Origin of the sequence: Candidatus Thalassolituus haligoni, assembly GCF_041222825.1 — a bacterium.
Classification (GTDB): Bacteria; Pseudomonadota; Gammaproteobacteria; order Pseudomonadales; family Oceanobacteraceae; genus Oceanobacter; species Oceanobacter antarcticus.
On record NZ_CP139482.1, the window covers coordinates 2,440,930 to 2,458,838 of the forward strand.

Sequence of the window (17,909 nt, forward strand, 5' to 3'; positions counted from 1 at the left end):
ACGTCCAGATAACTTGCGGCTTGATCAGCGCAACTTGAAGCCGATGCCAATGGAGTTTTGCTTGCGGGTATAGTCCGAAAGCGTATTCATGGCACCAAAATGCGCTTTGATAAAAAACGGAATTTCCAGGTTATTAGCCGGAATCCACGGCAGCATCAGGTGAATGTCGTAGGAATCCGTTCCCAGCCCCTGATCGCCAATCACCCATTCCACCCCCAGCTCCATTTCCGGAATGGCGGCAAACGGGGTTTTGAAGGGTTTATTCAAGACCAGATTCACCCGGTCGTAATCATTGATACGCAGCCCGCTGTTGGCCTGCTTACCCCAATAGACCTTGGAGTCGTCGGTTAAATAGAGCTTGCTGCTCACCCAGAAACTGAAACAGGACAGCCGACTGCTGCAATCATCGTCATCAGCATCACGCCCAACCGTATTAAACTTGCCTTCCAGTGCCAAGTAGTTGGCACTGCGACTGATCGAGTCGAAGTATTCGTAGCCGCCACTGTCCAGCTCAACCTGGGCAATATATTGGCCATAATAGGGCGACGCCGGATTGTTATATGTCTTTTTGGCGCTGATTACCTGACCATTGGATCGGTGTTCCACACTGATATTGAACCATTCCAGCGCCGTATCGCCCCAATACACATCGCGATAGTATTTGCGATAATGAAGCGCCGGATTACTGATCCGGTTAATCACCGGGCTGGATGGCCGGGTAGCGGCATAAAAATCAAATTCGCCGGTATAAGAAAAGAAGGCTTCCCAGCGGTTGCGATAATTTTCCAGACAGTCTATTTCCGGCACTGATTTTTTGCCGCCGTCGGCATTCAACAGTTTCAGTGGCATACAATGGGGTTTGGTAAACAGGTATTTAAACGAGTAATGGGCTTCAATCGCATTGTCGTCTTTATCCGTCACCTGAAACAGCGAATAATTTGGCCGGTAGGCCATCAGTCGGCTTTTTTTGACGTCGCACAAATCCGGACGCTTGCTGCACGCTTTCAGAATTTTTTGCTTTACCAGATCTTCCTTGCTGCACAGCGCCTGAGAGCGATAGCAATCGGCGCTAACCTTTACATCTTCATAAACACCCGCAAACGAACGGGTAACAACCAACAGCAATAACGCCAATCCGAGTAAACCTTTGCCTACGCCCGGCATGTTTGATCTCCGATAATTTAAGGTAAGACAGTCTGCTTACGCCAACCAGACAATCGACTGTAACAGCCGCCCACCAATATATGAGCAGCATCACGCACTTATCTACCCGATCAACGGCATTGCTGTATTTGTCATGGGAGGGAAGCAACGCACGCTTTTCAGCAGCCTGTTATGAGGCTGCTGCGTCTGTCTCACCTGTCATTTCGCTCATCATCCATTCCTTGAAGGCTTTCATGCCAGCCGTGAGCGGACGATTTTTGCGATACACCAGATAAAAGGCCTTGTGAGTATCCAGCTGAATATCGAAGGGAACGATCAGCCGCCCGGAAGCAATTTCACGGGAGGTCAGCGTACTGTCTGCCAGGGCCACACCGAGGTTTTCCTGTGCAGCCGCAGTGGCCAGCTGGCTGCTCGACATCTGCAAACTGCCCTTCGGCACCAGGTTGCCAACACCCGCCTGGTGCATCCAGTCTTCCCATTCCCACTTGCGCTTGCTGACGTAAATCAGCGTATGACGGCGTAAGTCATTGGGTTTTTCCAGCGGGTATTTGCCGCTCATCAGCAACGGACTGCACACCGGCACCAGCATGACCTTGCAGAGGAAGTGGGTTTCGATGTCATCCCACTCGCCATTACCGTAATAAATGGCAATATCGGTGCTGACGCGGTTGAAATCGATCAAACCTTGCGAGGCATTGATTTGCAGCTCGATATCCGGGTACAACTCCTGAAAGCGGGACATATGCGGCATCAGCCAGCGAGTCAGAAAATTGGGTGCCACGCTGATCTGGACAACATTGGTTTCGTGGCTGCTGGTGAGTCGCTGGGTCGCGACTTCAATTTCATCCAGCGCGTGTTTGATGCCGTTGAGGTATTGCTCTCCTGCCGACGTCAGCTCGACTTTACGCTTGTTGCGGCTGAACAGCTGAACGCCCAAGTATTCTTCAAGTGTTTTGATCTGGTGACTGACTGCCGATGCGGTCACAGCCAACTCCTCGGAAGCGGCAACAAAGCTGGATTTTCTGGCCGATGCTTCAAATACTCGCAAGGCATTCAGTGGCGGCAAACGACGCATCAAGGTTCCTGAAGGATGAGTTTATTTCAGCATAATGGGTGTAATACAGCGTCTTTTCAACCATCAATACGACTCTGTTACAATCACCCCCCTACTCCGTAACCACCCTGAATCTGCCGGTTTTATGAATCCCCATCCGCTACGTTATTTGTCGGCCTACTCCAGCGACGTCCAGCACCAGGCCAGCCAGCTGCTGAATAGCAACCAACTCGGCAGCCTGCTCAAACAGCGCCATCCACAGGCCCACCAGCTGTCGTCCGGGTTACTGTATGACTATGCTCAAGATCTCAAAAACCGCTATATGCGTTCGTCGCCGCCGATCAGCAAAGTAATTTACGACGACAAAATTCATGTGGTTGAGCACGCCCTGGGGCTGCATACCTTTGTCAGCCGGGTGCAGGGAGGCAAACTGAAGGCCAAAAACGAAATTCGGATCTCGACGCTGTTTCGCAACAGCCCCGAAGCCTTTCTGCGCATGATTATTGTTCATGAGCTATCCCATCTGAAAGAAAAAGCCCACAACAAGGCGTTTTACAAACTCTGCCAGCATATGGAACCGGACTACTTCCAGCTGGAGCTGGATGTACGGCTGTACCTTTGTCACCGGGATTTATACGGCGATTTGTGGTGACAAACCAGGCTGACATAGAGAAGCTGACATAGAGGGGCTGACATAGAGGGGCTGACCCTGGCCGGTCAAAGTCGCGAATTGCGACTGTGCTTGTTTGCACAACACGCTTCACCAACAATAAGCAAAATATCCTGCTGGAATGACCATGGACACACTGCTCGACGAGCTAATTGCCATCGTAGCTTATCGTCATGCCGACCACCTGATGCCGGTACTGGTTGGCTACCTGGCGACGATTGTACTGCTGATAAAGCTGGGCGGACGGCAATGGAGCCTGATTTATGTGGCGCTAATTCCGTTTGTCAACTGGAGTTTTGGCTGGGCGCCCAACTGGCAACTACCCTTTGCCCCCGAGTTTGGTTTTAACCCTGTCACGGTAGTCACCGGCCTGGTACTGGTGGTGCGGGATTTTGCCCAGCAAGAGATGCAGCACCGGGTTCTGATCGCCATGGCGATTGGTGTTGCCTGGTCGTTTTATTACGCCAACCCGTCCATTGCCATCGCCTCGGCGGCGGCATTTGCCATTGCCGAGTTGCTGGATTGGGTACTGTTTACCTTTACCCGCTTCCGCTTGTCGACACGGGTTATGCTGTCCAGCTTGTTTGCCGCGCCGCTGGATACCACGGTGTTTCTGTTCGGTGCCGGATTCCTGACCTTGCCGAACTGGATTATGTCAGTGTTCGGCAAACTGCTGGGAGCTGCAGTGGTCAGTGCCATGGTGAGAGCGCATGAACAAAAAACGGCTGTCGCCCCAGATACTCCCCCGCATCCCTAACATGGATTACTGGCCTGTCGCTCTACCAGCAAGCCGGTATTTGGCGGAGCAACAGCAATTAACCAGCCTCAACCTGATCCAGCCAGCGATTCATCAAGGTGCGGGCAAACAGTGTCTGGGCTTGCTGATACTGTTCAAAATCCTGTTGTGTCTGTTGGATCATACGATTCACATCGTCCTGATTTTTCTCCGGATTGCCAATCAGTTCGCGCCGGTTCCAGATGTCGACGATATGAGGCGTCACTTCAAAGTGGCACTGGAATGCCCAGGTGGTTGTTCCCATGCGGAACGCCTGATTGGGCACCTGATCGCCACTCATCAAGGCCACAGCCCCGTCCGGTAAGTCGAAGGTATCGGAGTGCATTTCAAACAGCAGCGGCTGCTCGTCCAGTCCTTGCAACAAAAGATCCGTACGAGCTGCCGCAGAGAGACTCAGACGGGTAAAACCGTACTCAAGAAATCCCTGCGGCTTCACCTCGGCACCAAACGCATAGGCAATCGCCTGACAGCCCAGACAAGACCCCAGCACCGGTTTACCTTGCTGATGAAAGCGACGAATACACGTCCCCAGGCCATCAAAATAGGGTTTCAGTTCCGGATCATGAACGCTTTGCTCGCCACCAAAGACAATCAGTGCATCAAAGCCGTTCGTGCTCGCGGGCACGCCATCACCCAGACGGCGATAAAACCACTGCAAGGTGCCACCACGAGTAACGACGGTTTCGCCAATACGGCCTGATTCCACCTCGCCATCCATCCCACCGGCCATAATGGCTGCAATTTTCACGCGAACGACTCCTCTTGTGTTGTAAACACTCGCTTTAAACATCCCAACTGAACATCCACGTCAAATACCAACGTCAAATACCAACGCTGAACGCTCATTTTTGAATAAAAAAAGTGCTTCGCCAAAAAAGTGCGGGTTGGCTGCCCTTGGGGGGCTGACGAAGCACCAAAAAACTTGCCCGGAGCTGTCTCAGGCCAGGTAATCGTCCAGCCCTGGCGTGCGATAGCCGTCCTTCCGCCAGGTAATCGGGAAGTAGCTTTCATCCACTTCGTTAGAGCCAAACTTTTTGTATTTACCGTAAATAGGGCCGTTTCCGACTGTCATTTTGTCTGGATTAAACTGGATATCGGACTGGAAAAAATGCATGGCCAGCGCCCGTCGTGGGACATCGGCACGATTCACCCGTGAGCCGTGCCAGGTCCAGCCATCGTGGAAGGCACAGCCTCCCTTGGGCACCACAACCGGCACCAGCTCCAGTTCGAGACCATGGGTTTCTGCCCATTCGCGCACTTCTTTCAGATCATCTTCCGGGCCATGGAACTGCATGATCGGTTTGGCTTCACCCCACTGGTGCGAGCCTTTGATGTACACCAGAGTGCCGCCTTCGGCGGTGGTGTCATCCAGCGCCAGCCAGCAACTGACCAGCTCGGGCTTGTCGATCCAGAGTGAATACATGCTGTCTTGGTGAAATCCGATCGAACGACCCTCTACCGGTTTCCATAGCAGGTTATCAATCATCAGTCGTGATCCACTCCAGCCTCCCAGCTGGGCACACAAGCGGCCCATATTTTCGGACAACACCTGACGGGCGACGGTCAGATCCGACTTCCAGGCATTACAAATCTGTTGGGTGTACGGCGGTGTTCCGGTGGGTAAATTCACTTCGTCAGGTTTGATGCCTGTCTCATAAAGCCCTTGTTCAAAAATCGGCGCGTAACGGCTGAGAATGGCATCGGCGTCTTCGGTCTCGACCAGCTTGTCGACGATCAAAAAACCATCCTGGCGAAATTGTGCTATCTGCTCTTGAGTCAGTTCAATCATGGTGTGCTCCAGCGACTGCCCGGCATCAAGGCCGAGGCAGCCGTTTATCATTCAGTGGTATCAGTCAATGGGATTGATGGTTTACGGGAATTCCCCGCTGAATCCGCTCAGTAAAAAGTCAGGTAACGCTGCAGCTCCCACTCAGACACGGAACGGTGGTAATCCTGCCATTCCTGTCGCTTCAGCTTGAGGAAGCTGGTAATCAGGCGTTCCCCCAGTGCTTCTGCCAGCAAGCTGTCTTGCTCCAATGCCGTCAGTGCCAGATCGAGGTTTTCCGGTAAGCGATCAACACCCAGCTCACTCACCTGCTGCAGGGTCAGGTCATAAAAATTCAGTGATTGCGGTTCAGGAGGCGTCAGTTCCCGGTCAATGCCGTCCAGACCGGCCGCGATGATGGCAGCGGTCGCCAGGTAGGGATTCATGCTGCTGTCACCGATACGAACTTCGATACGACCATAGGGAATACGCACCATGGCGGAGCGGTTATTGTCGCCGTAGGCAATAAAGACCGGCGCCCAGCTGGGGGCCGTCGGTGTGCCGGTAATCAGCCGTTTGTAAGAGTTCACCGAAGGACACAGCAAGGCGGCCAGCGCTTCGGCATGGGCCATCACCCCGGCAATAAACTGGTAGGCCGTACGCGACAAGCCCATACCAGAAGGGTCAGAGGCATCGTGAAAAACATTATCACCAGCCTCATTCACCAGCGAACAATGCACGTGCATGCCGTTGCCAGTGGTTGTAGCACTGAGTTTGGGAATAAAACTGCAGATAGCACCTTCGTTGTTGGCAATCTCTTTCGCTGCCATTTTGAAGAACTGCATGTTGTCGGCCGATTTCACCGCTTCATCGTATTTGAAGTTGATTTCAAACTGGCCGTTGGCGTCTTCATGATCAATTTGATACACCTCCAGACCAACCTTGGTCAGCGCGCCGTACAAGCCTTCGATAAATCCGGCATTACGGGTCAGGCCACGGTAATCGTAGGTCGGACGCTCCAGCGTATCGGTACTGTCAAACGGCGAGATATGGCCATCATCATCCTGCTTCAACAGGTAAAATTCCGGCTCCAGTCCGGTCATCAATCGCAGTCCGCGCTTCGACAACCGTTCTGCCTGTTTCAGCAAGACGTTACGGGGGTCCATCTCACAAGGCTGATCACCCACCATACCGACACCACGAATGCAGGCGTAGCCCGGCATCCAGGGCATCAAGGCCAGCGTGTTGAGGTCGGCCACCATCATGAATTCAGGATCTTGTGGTGACATATCGAAGCCGAGAATGGCACCACCGGCAAACCCGGCACCGTCGGTCGTCAGCCCTGGCAAGCACTGCACTGGTACCGACTTGCTTTTGATGCCGCCGTGGACATCCACAAACTGGGCAAGAATAAATTGCACACCATGCGCCGCCAGAAACTGCTGCGCCGCTTCTAGCGCATTGTCTTGCGGGCATTGCCATACAGTGCTGATCGTTGGGGTCGTCGCAGACATGCTTTCATCCTCTGTGTTCTTGATGAAACCAGTCTGTCAAAATCCGGCCGGCATAGCGTTGACCGTTAAAACCGCGGTGTTGACATTAGCCGCCATTCACCGGCTAACGGGCAAACAGCCTATACCTCAGAATAAATTATTGATGGCTTAGCGGTTGTGATTGACCGCGCCACTCGCTCGGATTGATATGTTTCCAGCGCACAAAGGCACGGGTAAAGGCACTGACTTCGGAATAGCCGAGCCGATAAGCCACTTCAGAAACACTCAGGCGATCGTAGTTGAGGTAATACTCCGCCAGATCTTCACGCACACTATCCAGTACTGATTTGAACGAACAGCCCTGCTCTGCCAGCTGGCGCTGCAGGCTACGCGAAGAACGGTTGAGCCGCCGTGCCATGTCTTCCAGTGTGGCATCGCCATGAGGCAAGCGCTCGATCACCTCACTGCGCAGCCGTTGTACCAGCGACAAGCCGGGATCCGCCTGCAGCGCTGCCCGACCTTCGAGATCGAGAATGGAGCCAAGGGAGATATTATTCAGCATCGGGTTAGCATCGGGCATGGGCTGATCCAGACAGGACTGGCGGAAACGGATCACATTACGCGGCTGGCCAAAGCGGACGTCGCAATGAAAGGCATCCCGGTGCGGTGTTGCATCCACCAGCGCCGGATGCTGGAAGTGCACCTCAACCGGTGTCCAGCCCAGACCCATGCCCCGTTTCAGTACATTATTGAGCATGCCGATGGTCAGCTCGGCATCCTGACGGCGATCCGGTATATCACCATCCAACAGCCGGTATTCCAGTTCGACGATGCCGTCAGCCATGCCCCTATCCATGCCGGAGCGATGACACTGCAGCAGACTATTGCGCTGAAAAACATGGAAGTAGCGTTCCATACCGGCAATGGCCGAGCGAACATCGGGCGAGGTAATGGCGTAGTAGCCAAACAACCCCAAGCCTTCTGGACGAAACTGCTCCCCAAACCACAGCCCGAAGTGCTCATTACCAGTCGCCCGCGCCGCTTCGTGCATGGAGTTGCAGTAAAACTTGAGTGGGATATGACGGTTGGGTTGTTGGTAAAGCCCTTGTCGTAATCCGGCCCGAGCCAACACCGCCGCACTGTTGGCACCCTGGACTTCGATAAATTCTTCCAGCCCAACCGTCACGGAACCCAGCACACTGGACAACAAGCCGGTGGATAATCCCCGCGTGTGGATAGACATATGCTTAAACCCCAGGAATAAAATATTCCTGGGGTTTAAGCAACAAACACACCAAGCCACACCAGACAGTGAGAGCCAACAACAACTGAACAATAACTGGCAGTCGATAACCCGCTGGCAGTCGAAAACCCGAGGCTCGTAGCAATCAATCCTGCGGTTCGAGCAACCCCGCCGCCGCCCGCTGCCGAATCCCGGACTGGAATGACGGAGACTGCATTTCCATCAAACGACTCAGCGAGCGCAAGGTATCCGCTGCCAGCGCTGGATCCGCAAGCATCTCCTGGATCGGTCGCTCAGAACTGAGCAGCAGCTTATGTTTGTGTTCGTAGAGGACATCCACCAGCCAGATAAAACGCCGCAAGGTATCCGCCCGCCACAAATGCCGCGTCTGGATATCGCTAATCACCACCGTCGACCAGCGCTCCGCCAGCTCCAGATAATCCAGATGCGAACGCGGGCCTTCACAAATCGCCGCCATATCGAACCAGACACAGGATTCATCTAACGCTCGTACTGGCAACCCTCGGCCACGCAATGGCACAGTAGCGGATTCGGCGTCATTCAGCCGCAGTGCATGCCCCCACTCTGCCAGACGATTCAGCAGCCAGTCATCCGCCGCCTGGTCCAAGAGGTTGATATAATTTGGCACCAACGCGGCCTCGCGATAGCGATAATCCTGGTCGTGGTCGAGATGCAACACCCGTAAGTGTTTTTCAATCATGGCGATGGCACCCAGCGCCCGATGGTGCAAATCCGGATCCGGTAACAACTCTTGAGGGGGATAGTTGGACGTAAGCACGATGACCACACGCTGCTTGATCAATACGGCAAGAAAGCGTTCCAGCAGAATCACATCGGCAATATCGTGCAAATGAAATTCATCCAGACAAAACAGGCGGCACTGGCTGGCAACCTGGTGTGCCAGTGTCACCAGATAGTCATTCTTGCCGCCACTATTCGCCATACCCCGGTGCAAATCCCGCAGAAACGCATGATAGTGGATACGCTTGGCCGCCAGTGGAAACTGCTGAAACAACGCATCCATCAACAGGGTTTTACCGCGTCCCGGCTCGCCCCATAAATAGGCACCGACCAGCCGCTGGCGACGAATAAAAGACAGGTTACGCTTGCCGTGCACAGCCTGCTGTTGCAGCTGTTCCAGCGCCTCGGCGGCACGCTGCTGGCCAACATCGAGTTGAATCTTGCGGTCGCTAAACCAGGCTAGCAGGGAATGAGGCATCGTCATCAAAGGGATCGGTTAAAAAATACAGCCAAGCAAAGAAAGTAGAAAGAACAGACACTCGGGTTTGATTAATCCAGCGGTTAACTTGAAACAACAGCCGCTAACCGCTAACCGCTAACCGCTAACCGCCGCTGGCAGCCTAATCGTCGATTCCGAGCAGTTCCACTTCAAAAATCAACAAGCTACCCGGCTCAATTCGACCGGCCCGTTGTTTGCCGTAACCCAGCGCTGAAGGAATATAGAAGATGTTTTTCTGCCCGACGGTCATCAGCTGAACGCCTTCGGTCCAGCCCGCAATCACCTGATTCAGACGAAAGCTGATGGCTTCTCCACGTTCGACCGAGCTGTCGAATACTTTGCCATTTAACAGCGTGCCATGGTAATGAACCGTCACCTTGCTCGTGGCGACCGGGTGTTGCTCGCCATTGCCTGGCTTCAACACCTTGTATTGCAAACCCGATGCCGTCGTCACCACACCGTCTTCGGCACCGTTTTTAGTCAGAAACGCCGTCCCCAGAGTGATATTTTCAGCGGCACCTTTGCTGCCGACACCGGCACGACGCAAGGCATAACCCAACAAACCGGCGATCACGGCAACCAGAAGTATTTCCAGCATGTATTCTACCCAATCATGAATTCGGCCCGAATCATAAGCGACTCGGGCGCAGGAATCAGTAGTTCGACAACTCCTTGTCATCACGAGTGAGTTTTTCGCCGACGTTTTCGACCATTTTCAGCGCTTTCAGTGAGCTGGATAAAAATTCCCGTTGGTACAGAATCCCCACCACAGCGGCGGCACCGGCCAGAAACAGCCAAATATTCACGAACCACAACAGCAACGCCAGCGAGAAATAAAATGCCCGCAAGCCGTTATTGTAACTGTGACCGGCCTGATCGATCACCTTGGCAGCGTAGATGGCAAAACTGCGACGTTCAGCAGCCGTAACGGTTTTGTCATCGGGAAATGGCGCGGCACCAATCAATACAGATGCAAACCCGAACTGACGCATGGACCAGGTAAAGGTAAAAAAGGCATAGATAAACACACTGATCATCACCCCCACTTTCAGCTCCATCGCCAGGATACTGTCGGGCGTAACAAATGAGATGTTCAGCAACATATTCTGGATTTCGTTAATAGCCGACAGCGCAGTCAATAAACCAGCCAATACCAGCACACAGGAAGAGGCAAAAAAATTGACGTTACGCTCGACGTTGGCGAGCAAGGCCGCATCCCCTACCCGGATTTCACGCATCAGCAAGCGCCGCATCCAGTTAATCCGGTGCACGTGCATCACTGATGATAACGATGCGGTGTGCTTGGCCATGTATCTGGCGAAGCGACCATAGGCAATCCAGCAGAACAGAAACCAGGCCAGGGCGGCCCAGTTCATCAAGCTGATGACGTCCTCAGGGTTGTTTTGCAAAGTATCCTCGATGTCTGAGTGTGATTTTAATGTTAATAAAGTGCTTCTTACTGCCTGAATTCAACGCCAAAGTCATATAACCACTGCAGCGTGAAGCAGTGTGTGTATTCAAACAAAGTCTTCGGAAGCCATCCAGCTGGATATATCACGACACTGTTGATTCAGAACAGGCTAACGGCGGTCTTGACTCTTTGCCCCAAGCCATTCACCTGAAACCATTAACCCAGACTCGTTACCCTGATTCAGTCACTCGCCAGGCGGGCATGTAACTCGGCGGCGGTTTCCTTGCGCTCAGAGTAACGATCCACCAGGTAATCACTGCGATCCCGTACCAAGTAAGTGAATCGCACCAGCTCTTCCATGACATCGACGACCCGGTCGTAATAACTCGACGGCTTCATCCGGTCGTTGTCGTCGAATTCCCGCCAGGCTTTGGCTACCGATGACTGATTCGGAATGGTCAGCATCCGCATCCAGCGTCCGAGCACCCGCATCTGATTGACGGCATTAAATGACTGCGAGCCACCGCTGACCTGCATCACCGCCAGAGTTTTGCCCTGGGTTGGCCGAACCGAGCCGATCGACAGCGGAATCCAGTCGATTTGGGCTTTCATAATACCGGTCATGGCGCCGTGACGTTCCGGCGAAGACCACACCATGCCCTCGCTCCAGCTGACCAGCTCTCGCAGCTCAGCCACTTTGAGGTGGTCGGCACCGGTATCATCGGGCAATGGCAAGCCGGACGGGTTAAAAATCCGGGTTTCAGCCCCCATTGCTTCCAGTAACCGCGCCGCTTCTTGCGTTAACAGACGACTGAACGAGCGTTGCCGTACTGAACCATACAACAACAAGATACGCGGCCGATGGCTCGAAAACGGCCGCCGAAATACCGCTTCTGCTGTCGGTACATGGAACAGGGTTTCTTCAATATTAGGCAGATCAGAACAACTCACGGGCGTTACCTTATGCTTTTGAAAACCACTTGAATCACGCTGGAAACCAGTGTCGGGTGCGATTGGCAAACGCCACCAGCGATAGCATCACCGGCACTTCCACCAACACCCCGACGACCGTTGCCAGCGCCGCTCCTGAATGCAAGCCGAACAACGAAATCGCCACCGCCACCGCCAGTTCAAAAAAGTTGCTGGTGCCAATCATGCAGGCCGGAGCAGCAATGTTATGGGCCAGCTTCAACCGCAGTGCGGCCCAGTAGGCGATCGCAAAAATACCGTAGGTCTGGATCGTCAGCGGAATCGCAATCAACAGGATATCCAGCGGCCGGGCAACAATGGTATTGGCCTGCAAGCCAAACAGAATCACCACGGTGGTGATCAAACCTACGATTGACCAGGGCTTGATAGCATCAACAAAGCGATTCAGTGCCTCAGCCGAGCCATCCACCGTCAATACCTTACGGGTGAGATAGCCCGCCAGCAGCGGTAACACCACATACAGACCGACCGACAGCATCAGCGTATTCCAGGGTACCTGGATGTCGGTCACACCCAGTAAAAAACCGGTAATCGGTGCAAAGGCAAATACCATAATCAGATCATTCACCGACACCTGCACCAGTGTGTAGTTGGGGTCGCCCTTGGTCAGTTGGCTCCAGACAAACACCATCGCAGTACAGGGGGCAACGCCCAGCAAGATCATCCCGGCGATGTATTCACTCGCGGTTTGAGGATCAACCCAGCTGGCAAAAAACACCCGGAAAAACAGCCAGCCAAGTAATGCCATGGAGAACGGCTTGATCAACCAGTTAATCACCAGCGTCAGCAGCAACCCTTTGGGCTTGCGACCGACGTCGCGGATGGCACCCAGATCGATCTGGATCATCATCGGATAGATCATCAACCAGATCAGCACCGCAACCACCAGATTGACCCGCGCCACTTCGGCGGCCGCAATAGCGGTAAACACCTCCGGCACCAACAGGCCCAAAGCCATTCCTGCCACAATGGCAGTAGCCACCCAAACCGATAAAAACCGCTCAAAAATTCCCATAAGGCCGCCTAAAACTCCGTCGCCAGAGACTGTAATTGCGTCTGTATTACAGCGGCCGACATCGTCATCTCCAGCGCATTCACCTGAGCAAACCGCTGTTTCAAGGTATCAATCAACTGATCAAATGCCTCGGACTGCGCCGCTGCATCGGCTATTTTGGACGGATCAGCGAGGCCCCAATGCACCTTGCTGCCAGCACCGATCCAGAGTGGGCAGGCTTCACTCGCCGCACTGTCGCACACCGTAATCACATAATCCGGGGCAAACAATTCAAACGCATCCCACGACTGACTCATCAGCCCGGTGGCCGATATGCCATGACGCTGTAGCGCCACCAACGTCCCCGGATACACCTCACCGGCAGGCTGGCTACCGGCACTGCGCACCTCGAAACGATCATCCAGCACGGCACGGGCAACTGCCTCGGCGACAATACTGCGACAACGATTATGGGTGCAGACAAACAAGAGTTTCATAGTGGCTCCAGCTAAAAAAAATGGGATCAGAATTGTGCACCTGGCCGTGGCGCGCAGCAGCCGGGTGCTTGCTCAGTCGGAATGCAGACTTGCAGGCGCGCTTCACACTCGGCAAGGTCGTGCGCATAAAGCTGTGCAACCTGCTCCAATACGGCGTTGGCAGCCGCATCCAGCATCGGTTGCAGCCGGTAATACACCCACTGGCCACGCTTTTCGCCAACCAGCAGGCCACTGGTGCGTAGTAGCGCCAGATGCCGTGAGACCTTGGGCTGGCTCAACGCCAACGCTTCGGTCAATTCGCAGACACACAATTCCTTGTGGTTAACAATCAGCATCAGCGCCGCAAACCGGGTCGGGTCGGCCAGCAACTTAAACAACTCAACCGGAGGAAAAACGGCAACCATCAAGCGACTCTCCAATCCACGAAACAATCCATGAGACAATCCACGAGACAAGCGTCTTGCCAATCCACAGGCAAACCACTTGGCCTCAAAATATATGCAAAATCATATATATGATTTTGCATATATACAAACCAAAACATGCGTACGAAAAAGACCACGCTGACAACCTGCCCACAACCTCGTATTATTTCCGCCCGTTTTTTGCACCTGCACGCCGGAGTGACCACCATGACAAACACCCCTATCCGCCTTACCGAATACAGTCACGGAGCCGGGTGCGGCTGCAAGATTTCGCCCAAAGTGCTGGACACCATTCTGCTCTCCCAACTGCAGCTGCCCGATTTTCCCAACCTGTTGGTGGGCAACAGCAGTAAAGACGACGCCGCCGCCTACGACATCGGCAATGACCAGGTCGTATTGAGTACCACCGACTTTTTTATGCCCATCGTCGACGATGCGTTTGACTTTGGCCGCATCGCCGCCACCAACGCCATCAGCGACATCTACGCCATGGGTGGCAAGCCACTGATGGCAATAGCCATTCTCGGCTGGCCCATTAACACCCTGGCTGCCGAAGTCGCCCAACAGGTCATTGATGGTGGCCGCCAGGCCTGTGCCGATGCCGGTATTCCCCTCGCCGGAGGCCACAGCATTGACGCACCGGAGCCGATTTTCGGTTTGGCCGTCACCGGCCTGACCAGCCGCAAAAACCTCAAACAGAACAATCAGGCCCAGGCGGGCGACATTCTTTACCTGACCAAACCGTTGGGTATCGGCATTCTGACCACCGCCCAGAAACAGAAAAAACTGCTGCCCCAACATACCCATCTGGCCCGCGACATCATGTGCCAGATGAACCGTGTCGGTGCCGAGGTAGCGCCACTGGAAGGCGTGCACGCGATCACCGACGTCACTGGCTTTGGATTGATGGGTCATTTGCTGGAAGTGTGTGAAGGCAGTGGCGTCACGGCTGTCATCGACGTCAGCAAGGTGCCGGTCATCAGCGAAGCCCGAGAGTATCTGGCCCAAGGCTGTATTCCCGGCGGCACCGGCCGCAACCAGGACAGCTACGGCCACAAACTGGCCGACATGCCTCACACCATCAAAGATCTGTTGTGCGACCCGCAAACCAGTGGTGGCCTGTTGATCGCCGTCGCCCCGGAACAGGCAGCCCGACTGGAAGCTGTACTAAAGCAAGCCAATGTCCATCACCAGCCCATTGGCGCACTGTCGGCCCGGTCTACAGACAACCCGGATACTCCCTTCGTCGCTGTCCAGGGAGATTGGGTCAGCGGAGGATGGTTATGAGCGCTGACCAGAGCCAGCCAACACGCCCGGATGCCCGAGAGTTCCTGGATATTTTCCTCAACGACATCCCCATGATCGACACCCGTGCCCCGGTTGAATTTGAAAAAGGTGCCTTCCCGACCAGCGTCAGCCTGCCGTTAATGACCAACAGCGAGCGTGAACAGGTCGGCACCTGCTACAAGCAACAAGGGCAGGAAGAAGCCATTCGACTGGGTCACCAGCTGGTACAGGGAGAGATAAAACAGCAACGAGTGCAAGCCTGGGTCAACTTCGCCCAGCAGCACCCGCAAGGCTATCTGTACTGCTGGCGTGGCGGTCTGCGCAGCCAGATTTGTCAGCAATGGATGCATGAAGACGGCACCGACTACCCCCGTATCACGGGCGGCTACAAGGCCATGCGCAGCTGGATACTGGCAGAGTTCGAGCGCCAGTGCGCCGAATTGCCGATGATCATCCTGGCAGGCACCACCGGCTGCAACAAAACCGGCCTGCTCAACCAGCTCCCCAACAGCGTCGACCTCGAAGGCCTGGCCAACCACCTCGGCTCCAGTTTTGGTCGCCGCCCCTCCGGCCAGCCCAGCCAGCTCAACTTCGAAAACGCCCTCGCCGTCGCCATGCTCAAAGCCGAACACAGCAACAGCGTTCAATCCGGCCAACACCTGGTATTGGAAGACGAAAGCATGCTGATTGGCCGTTGCGCCTTGCCACACCTGTTCCGCAACGCCATGGAGCGCAGCCCGGTCGTGGTGCTCGACACCAGCCTCGAAGAACGGGTTGAACACACCTTTCACAACTACATCCTCACCAAACTGGCGGAATGGCAACAACAAATGACTGATGAGGATGAAGAACCCGCCTTTGATGCTTTCGCCAACGACCTGACTGAATCACTCAAACGGGTGAAAAAACGCCTGGGAGGCGTGCGCTACGCCGAAGTGGCCAATGAGATGGAAAATGCCCTCAGCGCGCACCGTCACGGCAACCCCGACGGCCACAGAGGCTGGATTACCGTGCTACTGCGCGACTACTACGACCCCATGTACGAATACCAGCTGAGTAAAAAAATGGAACGGGTTATCTTTCAAGGCAACCGCACCGAAGTAAAAGAATTCCTCAGCCGTACAGAGCACGGAGCACAACCAAGTCCCGCTGATATTTCACCCTCCCAACCTGGATAACCACATGTCGCTTGCAGCGCTGGATCGCTCCACACAACGCAACCTCGGCAAACTGTTCTCAGCCCAAGCGCTAGGCGGCTCCTCCGCGCCGATCATCCTTTCCATCGGCGGACTGGTCGGCCAGACACTGACACCCGACCCCGCACTGGCAACACTCCCGGTCAGCCTGTATGGCATCGGTGTCGCGGTGTCCATGATTCCAGTCTCCCTGCTGATGAAAAATGCCGGACGCAAAATCGCCTACCTCACCGGCACCCTGCTCTGCGTACTGGCCGCACTGCTGGCAACCACCGCCATCGTCAACGCCTCCTTCTGGCTGTTTTGCGCCGCCCTCGGGTTGGCCGGATTTTATGGTGCCTGCGTGCAAAACTACCGTTTTGCTGCTTCCGATCTGGTACCCGCCAGCCACAAACCCAACGCCATCTCCCTGATCATGCTAGGTGGACTGGCCGCCGCCGTGATTGGCCCACAAACCGTGTACTGGACGCAAAATACCTGGGCATCAGCCCCCTTTGCGGGCAGCTTTATTGGCCAGGCCATACTGGCACTGCTCGCCATCCCCATCCTGCTATCACTCAAACTGCCCCCATCTCATGAAGCCGATATTAACGGCGACGCCCGCCCCTTGTGGCAGATCGCCAAAAGCCCCGGATTTATCACCGCCGCCCTCGCAGGCACCGTCTCATACGCCCTGATGTCCTTCATCATGACCGCCGCACCCATCGCCATGGTGCACCAAGGCCACAGCGCCGGAGATGCCACCCTCGGCATTCAATGGCACATCCTCGCCATGTTTGGCCCGAGTTTTTTCACCGGCAAACTGATCGCCCGCTTCGGTGCGCGCTGGATCACCGCGCTAGGACTGATGCTACTGTTTACCTCCGCCGTTACCGCCATGTCCGGGATGGAAGTGATACACTTCTGGGGATCACTGATCCTGCTCGGACTGGGCTGGAACTTCGGTTTTATTGGCGCCACCACCCTGCTCACCCACACCTACCAACCCTCGGAAAAATCCAAGGTACAAGCCCTCAACGACCTACTGGTATTTGGTACCGTCGCCGCAGCCTCCCTGGGCGCAGGCAGACAATTCAACCTCTACGGCTGGTACGAACTCAACCTGATCACCTTCCCCGTGATCGCCGTTACCCTGCTGTTACTTGTGGCTCTGCCCTGGTGGCAAAAAAACAGCCAAAAACCTTTACTCTGACGCCAGAATTAGTGGCTACAAAACTATCGATGACCATCACTCGGTTTATTCTCCGTGCGACCAAATAAACCGAGTGCACCCAACTGCCGGTACAAGTTATTGCGGCCTAATGCCATATCGATAACTGAAAATTACCCGCTCAAAAAACAAAGGCTTGCAGTAGAGGAAAGCCTCACCAAGTCAAATCACAGCACAATTCAATATGCACTGGAGCCACATCTACTAATCATTGATTCGGTTAATCCCCGGCTACGCGGGGAACGCTCCAGCAAGTGTGGCAGATTGTCTACGACGTGCGGTTTATCCCCGGCTACGCGGGGAACGCCCAGTTCGCCGTTATTCAGCCCGCCAATGGCGCGGTTTATCCCCGGCTACGCGGGGAACGCAGTGCCCGGTAAGCCCGCCACACCGGCCAGATCGGTTTATCCCCAGCTACGCGGGGAACGCAATCCGGTAGAACTGTTGTTACTA

18 protein-coding genes and 1 CRISPR repeat array (1 of these 19 running past the window's edge) are annotated in these 17,909 nt (G+C 54.6%); of the genes, 5 read left to right on the forward strand and 13 right to left on the reverse strand.

What is annotated here, in order from left to right; all coding sequences use genetic code 11:
• Window positions 1–24: 24 nt before the first annotated feature.
• Entirely contained in the window at window positions 25–1,164 is a 1,140-nt protein-coding gene (locus SOJ49_RS10915) for a hypothetical protein (protein ID WP_369854536.1), read from the reverse strand.
• 169 nt (window positions 1,165–1,333) lie between these two features.
• The gene (gcvA, locus tag SOJ49_RS10920; protein ID WP_369854537.1) at window positions 1,334–2,239 is read right to left on the reverse strand and encodes a transcriptional regulator GcvA; all 906 of its coding nucleotides are present in this window, start codon (window positions 2,237–2,239) and stop codon (window positions 1,334–1,336) included.
• 124 nt (window positions 2,240–2,363) lie between these two features.
• On the opposite strand from gcvA, the gene SOJ49_RS10925 reads away from it, so the two are divergent.
• Both SOJ49_RS10925 and SOJ49_RS10930 read left to right on the forward strand, forming a co-directional pair.
• Complete coding sequence (locus SOJ49_RS10925; RefSeq protein ID WP_369854538.1) at window positions 2,364–2,870, forward strand: M48 family metallopeptidase; 507 nt, start codon at window positions 2,364–2,366, stop codon at window positions 2,868–2,870.
• A 145-nt stretch (window positions 2,871–3,015) separates the two neighbouring features.
• Entirely contained in the window at window positions 3,016–3,645 is a 630-nt protein-coding gene (locus SOJ49_RS10930; RefSeq protein WP_369854539.1) for a VUT family protein, read from the forward strand.
• 58 nt (window positions 3,646–3,703) lie between these two features.
• Here SOJ49_RS10930 and SOJ49_RS10935 read toward each other — a convergent pair whose 3' ends face one another.
• The 11 genes from SOJ49_RS10935 to SOJ49_RS10985 all read right to left on the reverse strand — a co-directional run bounded on the left by SOJ49_RS10935 (window position 3,704) and on the right by SOJ49_RS10985 (window position 13,742).
• The gene (locus SOJ49_RS10935; protein WP_369854540.1) at window positions 3,704–4,432 is read right to left on the reverse strand and encodes a type 1 glutamine amidotransferase; all 729 of its coding nucleotides are present in this window, start codon (window positions 4,430–4,432) and stop codon (window positions 3,704–3,706) included.
• 189 nt (window positions 4,433–4,621) lie between these two features.
• Window positions 4,622–5,473: a phytanoyl-CoA dioxygenase family protein gene (locus SOJ49_RS10940; protein ID WP_369854541.1), complete on the reverse strand. Its 852-nt coding sequence runs from the start codon at window positions 5,471–5,473 to the stop codon at window positions 4,622–4,624.
• 107 nt (window positions 5,474–5,580) lie between these two features.
• Entirely contained in the window at window positions 5,581–6,963 is a 1,383-nt protein-coding gene (gene glnT / locus SOJ49_RS10945) for a type III glutamate--ammonia ligase (protein ID WP_369854542.1), read from the reverse strand.
• A 136-nt stretch (window positions 6,964–7,099) separates the two neighbouring features.
• Window positions 7,100–8,185, reverse strand: a complete 1,086-nt coding sequence (locus tag SOJ49_RS10950; RefSeq protein ID WP_369854543.1) for an AraC family transcriptional regulator — start codon at window positions 8,183–8,185, stop codon at window positions 7,100–7,102.
• A 145-nt stretch (window positions 8,186–8,330) separates the two neighbouring features.
• Window positions 8,331–9,431 (reverse strand): cell division protein ZapE, encoded by a 1,101-nt coding sequence (zapE, locus tag SOJ49_RS10955; protein ID WP_369854544.1) that lies wholly within the window; start codon window positions 9,429–9,431, stop codon window positions 8,331–8,333.
• 136 nt (window positions 9,432–9,567) lie between these two features.
• Window positions 9,568–10,044 carry an FKBP-type peptidyl-prolyl cis-trans isomerase gene (locus SOJ49_RS10960; protein ID WP_369854545.1) on the reverse strand — a complete coding sequence of 159 codons (477 nt, stop codon included), beginning with the start codon at window positions 10,042–10,044 and terminating at the stop codon, window positions 9,568–9,570.
• A gap of 55 nt (window positions 10,045–10,099) precedes the next feature.
• Window positions 10,100–10,855, reverse strand: a complete 756-nt coding sequence (locus SOJ49_RS10965; RefSeq protein ID WP_369854546.1) for a DUF599 domain-containing protein — start codon at window positions 10,853–10,855, stop codon at window positions 10,100–10,102.
• 242 nt (window positions 10,856–11,097) lie between these two features.
• The gene (gene arsH, locus SOJ49_RS10970; protein WP_369854547.1) at window positions 11,098–11,808 is read right to left on the reverse strand and encodes an arsenical resistance protein ArsH; all 711 of its coding nucleotides are present in this window, start codon (window positions 11,806–11,808) and stop codon (window positions 11,098–11,100) included.
• A 34-nt stretch (window positions 11,809–11,842) separates the two neighbouring features.
• A complete protein-coding gene (gene arsB / locus SOJ49_RS10975) occupies window positions 11,843–12,862 on the reverse strand; it encodes an ACR3 family arsenite efflux transporter (protein WP_369854548.1) in 1,020 nt (339 codons plus the stop codon).
• Window positions 12,863–12,870: 8 nt separating this feature from the next.
• The gene (locus SOJ49_RS10980; protein ID WP_369854549.1) at window positions 12,871–13,338 is read right to left on the reverse strand and encodes an arsenate reductase ArsC; all 468 of its coding nucleotides are present in this window, start codon (window positions 13,336–13,338) and stop codon (window positions 12,871–12,873) included.
• 26 nt (window positions 13,339–13,364) lie between these two features.
• Entirely contained in the window at window positions 13,365–13,742 is a 378-nt protein-coding gene (locus SOJ49_RS10985; RefSeq protein ID WP_369858061.1) for a metalloregulator ArsR/SmtB family transcription factor, read from the reverse strand.
• 228 nt (window positions 13,743–13,970) lie between these two features.
• On the opposite strand from SOJ49_RS10985, the gene selD reads away from it, so the two are divergent.
• Genes selD through SOJ49_RS11000 form a run of 3 tightly spaced genes read left to right on the forward strand, consistent with a single transcriptional unit; the run spans window position 13,971 to window position 17,438 of the window.
• Complete coding sequence (gene selD, locus SOJ49_RS10990; RefSeq protein WP_369854550.1) at window positions 13,971–15,050, forward strand: selenide, water dikinase SelD; 1,080 nt, start codon at window positions 13,971–13,973, stop codon at window positions 15,048–15,050.
• Window positions 15,047–16,228: a tRNA 2-selenouridine(34) synthase MnmH gene (gene mnmH / locus SOJ49_RS10995; RefSeq protein WP_369854551.1), complete on the forward strand. Its 1,182-nt coding sequence runs from the start codon at window positions 15,047–15,049 to the stop codon at window positions 16,226–16,228. Before selD ends, mnmH begins: the two co-directional genes overlap by 4 nt.
• A 4-nt stretch (window positions 16,229–16,232) precedes the next feature.
• Window positions 16,233–17,438 carry an MFS transporter gene (locus tag SOJ49_RS11000; RefSeq protein WP_369854552.1) on the forward strand — a complete coding sequence of 402 codons (1,206 nt, stop codon included), beginning with the start codon at window positions 16,233–16,235 and terminating at the stop codon, window positions 17,436–17,438.
• Between the two features lie 235 nt (window positions 17,439–17,673).
• A CRISPR array of direct repeats spans window positions 17,674–17,909; the repeat unit is 23 nt; unit sequence ATCCCCGGCTACGCGGGGAACGC; it runs 7,118 nt beyond the window's last position.

Coding starts and splice junctions, on each gene's coding strand:
- zapE (WP_369854544.1), bottom strand. CDS start 9,431: ATGACGATGCCTCATTCCCTGCTAGCCTGGTTTAGCGACCGCAAGATT.
- SOJ49_RS10960 (WP_369854545.1), bottom strand. CDS start 10,044: ATGCTGGAAATACTTCTGGTTGCCGTGATCGCCGGTTTGTTGGGTTAT.
- SOJ49_RS10985 (WP_369858061.1), bottom strand. CDS start 13,742: ATGGTTGCCGTTTTTCCTCCGGTTGAGTTGTTTAAGTTGCTGGCCGAC.
- gcvA (WP_369854537.1), bottom strand. CDS start 2,239: ATGCGTCGTTTGCCGCCACTGAATGCCTTGCGAGTATTTGAAGCATCG.
- SOJ49_RS10950 (WP_369854543.1), bottom strand. CDS start 8,185: ATGTCTATCCACACGCGGGGATTATCCACCGGCTTGTTGTCCAGTGTG.
- mnmH (WP_369854551.1), top strand. CDS start 15,047: ATGAGCGCTGACCAGAGCCAGCCAACACGCCCGGATGCCCGAGAGTTC.
- glnT (WP_369854542.1), bottom strand. CDS start 6,963: ATGTCTGCGACGACCCCAACGATCAGCACTGTATGGCAATGCCCGCAA.
- SOJ49_RS11000 (WP_369854552.1), top strand. CDS start 16,233: ATGTCGCTTGCAGCGCTGGATCGCTCCACACAACGCAACCTCGGCAAA.
- SOJ49_RS10930 (WP_369854539.1), top strand. CDS start 3,016: ATGGACACACTGCTCGACGAGCTAATTGCCATCGTAGCTTATCGTCAT.
- SOJ49_RS10980 (WP_369854549.1), bottom strand. CDS start 13,338: ATGAAACTCTTGTTTGTCTGCACCCATAATCGTTGTCGCAGTATTGTC.
- SOJ49_RS10940 (WP_369854541.1), bottom strand. CDS start 5,473: ATGATTGAACTGACTCAAGAGCAGATAGCACAATTTCGCCAGGATGGT.
- SOJ49_RS10915 (WP_369854536.1), bottom strand. CDS start 1,164: ATGCCGGGCGTAGGCAAAGGTTTACTCGGATTGGCGTTATTGCTGTTG.
- SOJ49_RS10925 (WP_369854538.1), top strand. CDS start 2,364: ATGAATCCCCATCCGCTACGTTATTTGTCGGCCTACTCCAGCGACGTC.
- selD (WP_369854550.1), top strand. CDS start 13,971: ATGACAAACACCCCTATCCGCCTTACCGAATACAGTCACGGAGCCGGG.
- arsB (WP_369854548.1), bottom strand. CDS start 12,862: ATGGGAATTTTTGAGCGGTTTTTATCGGTTTGGGTGGCTACTGCCATT.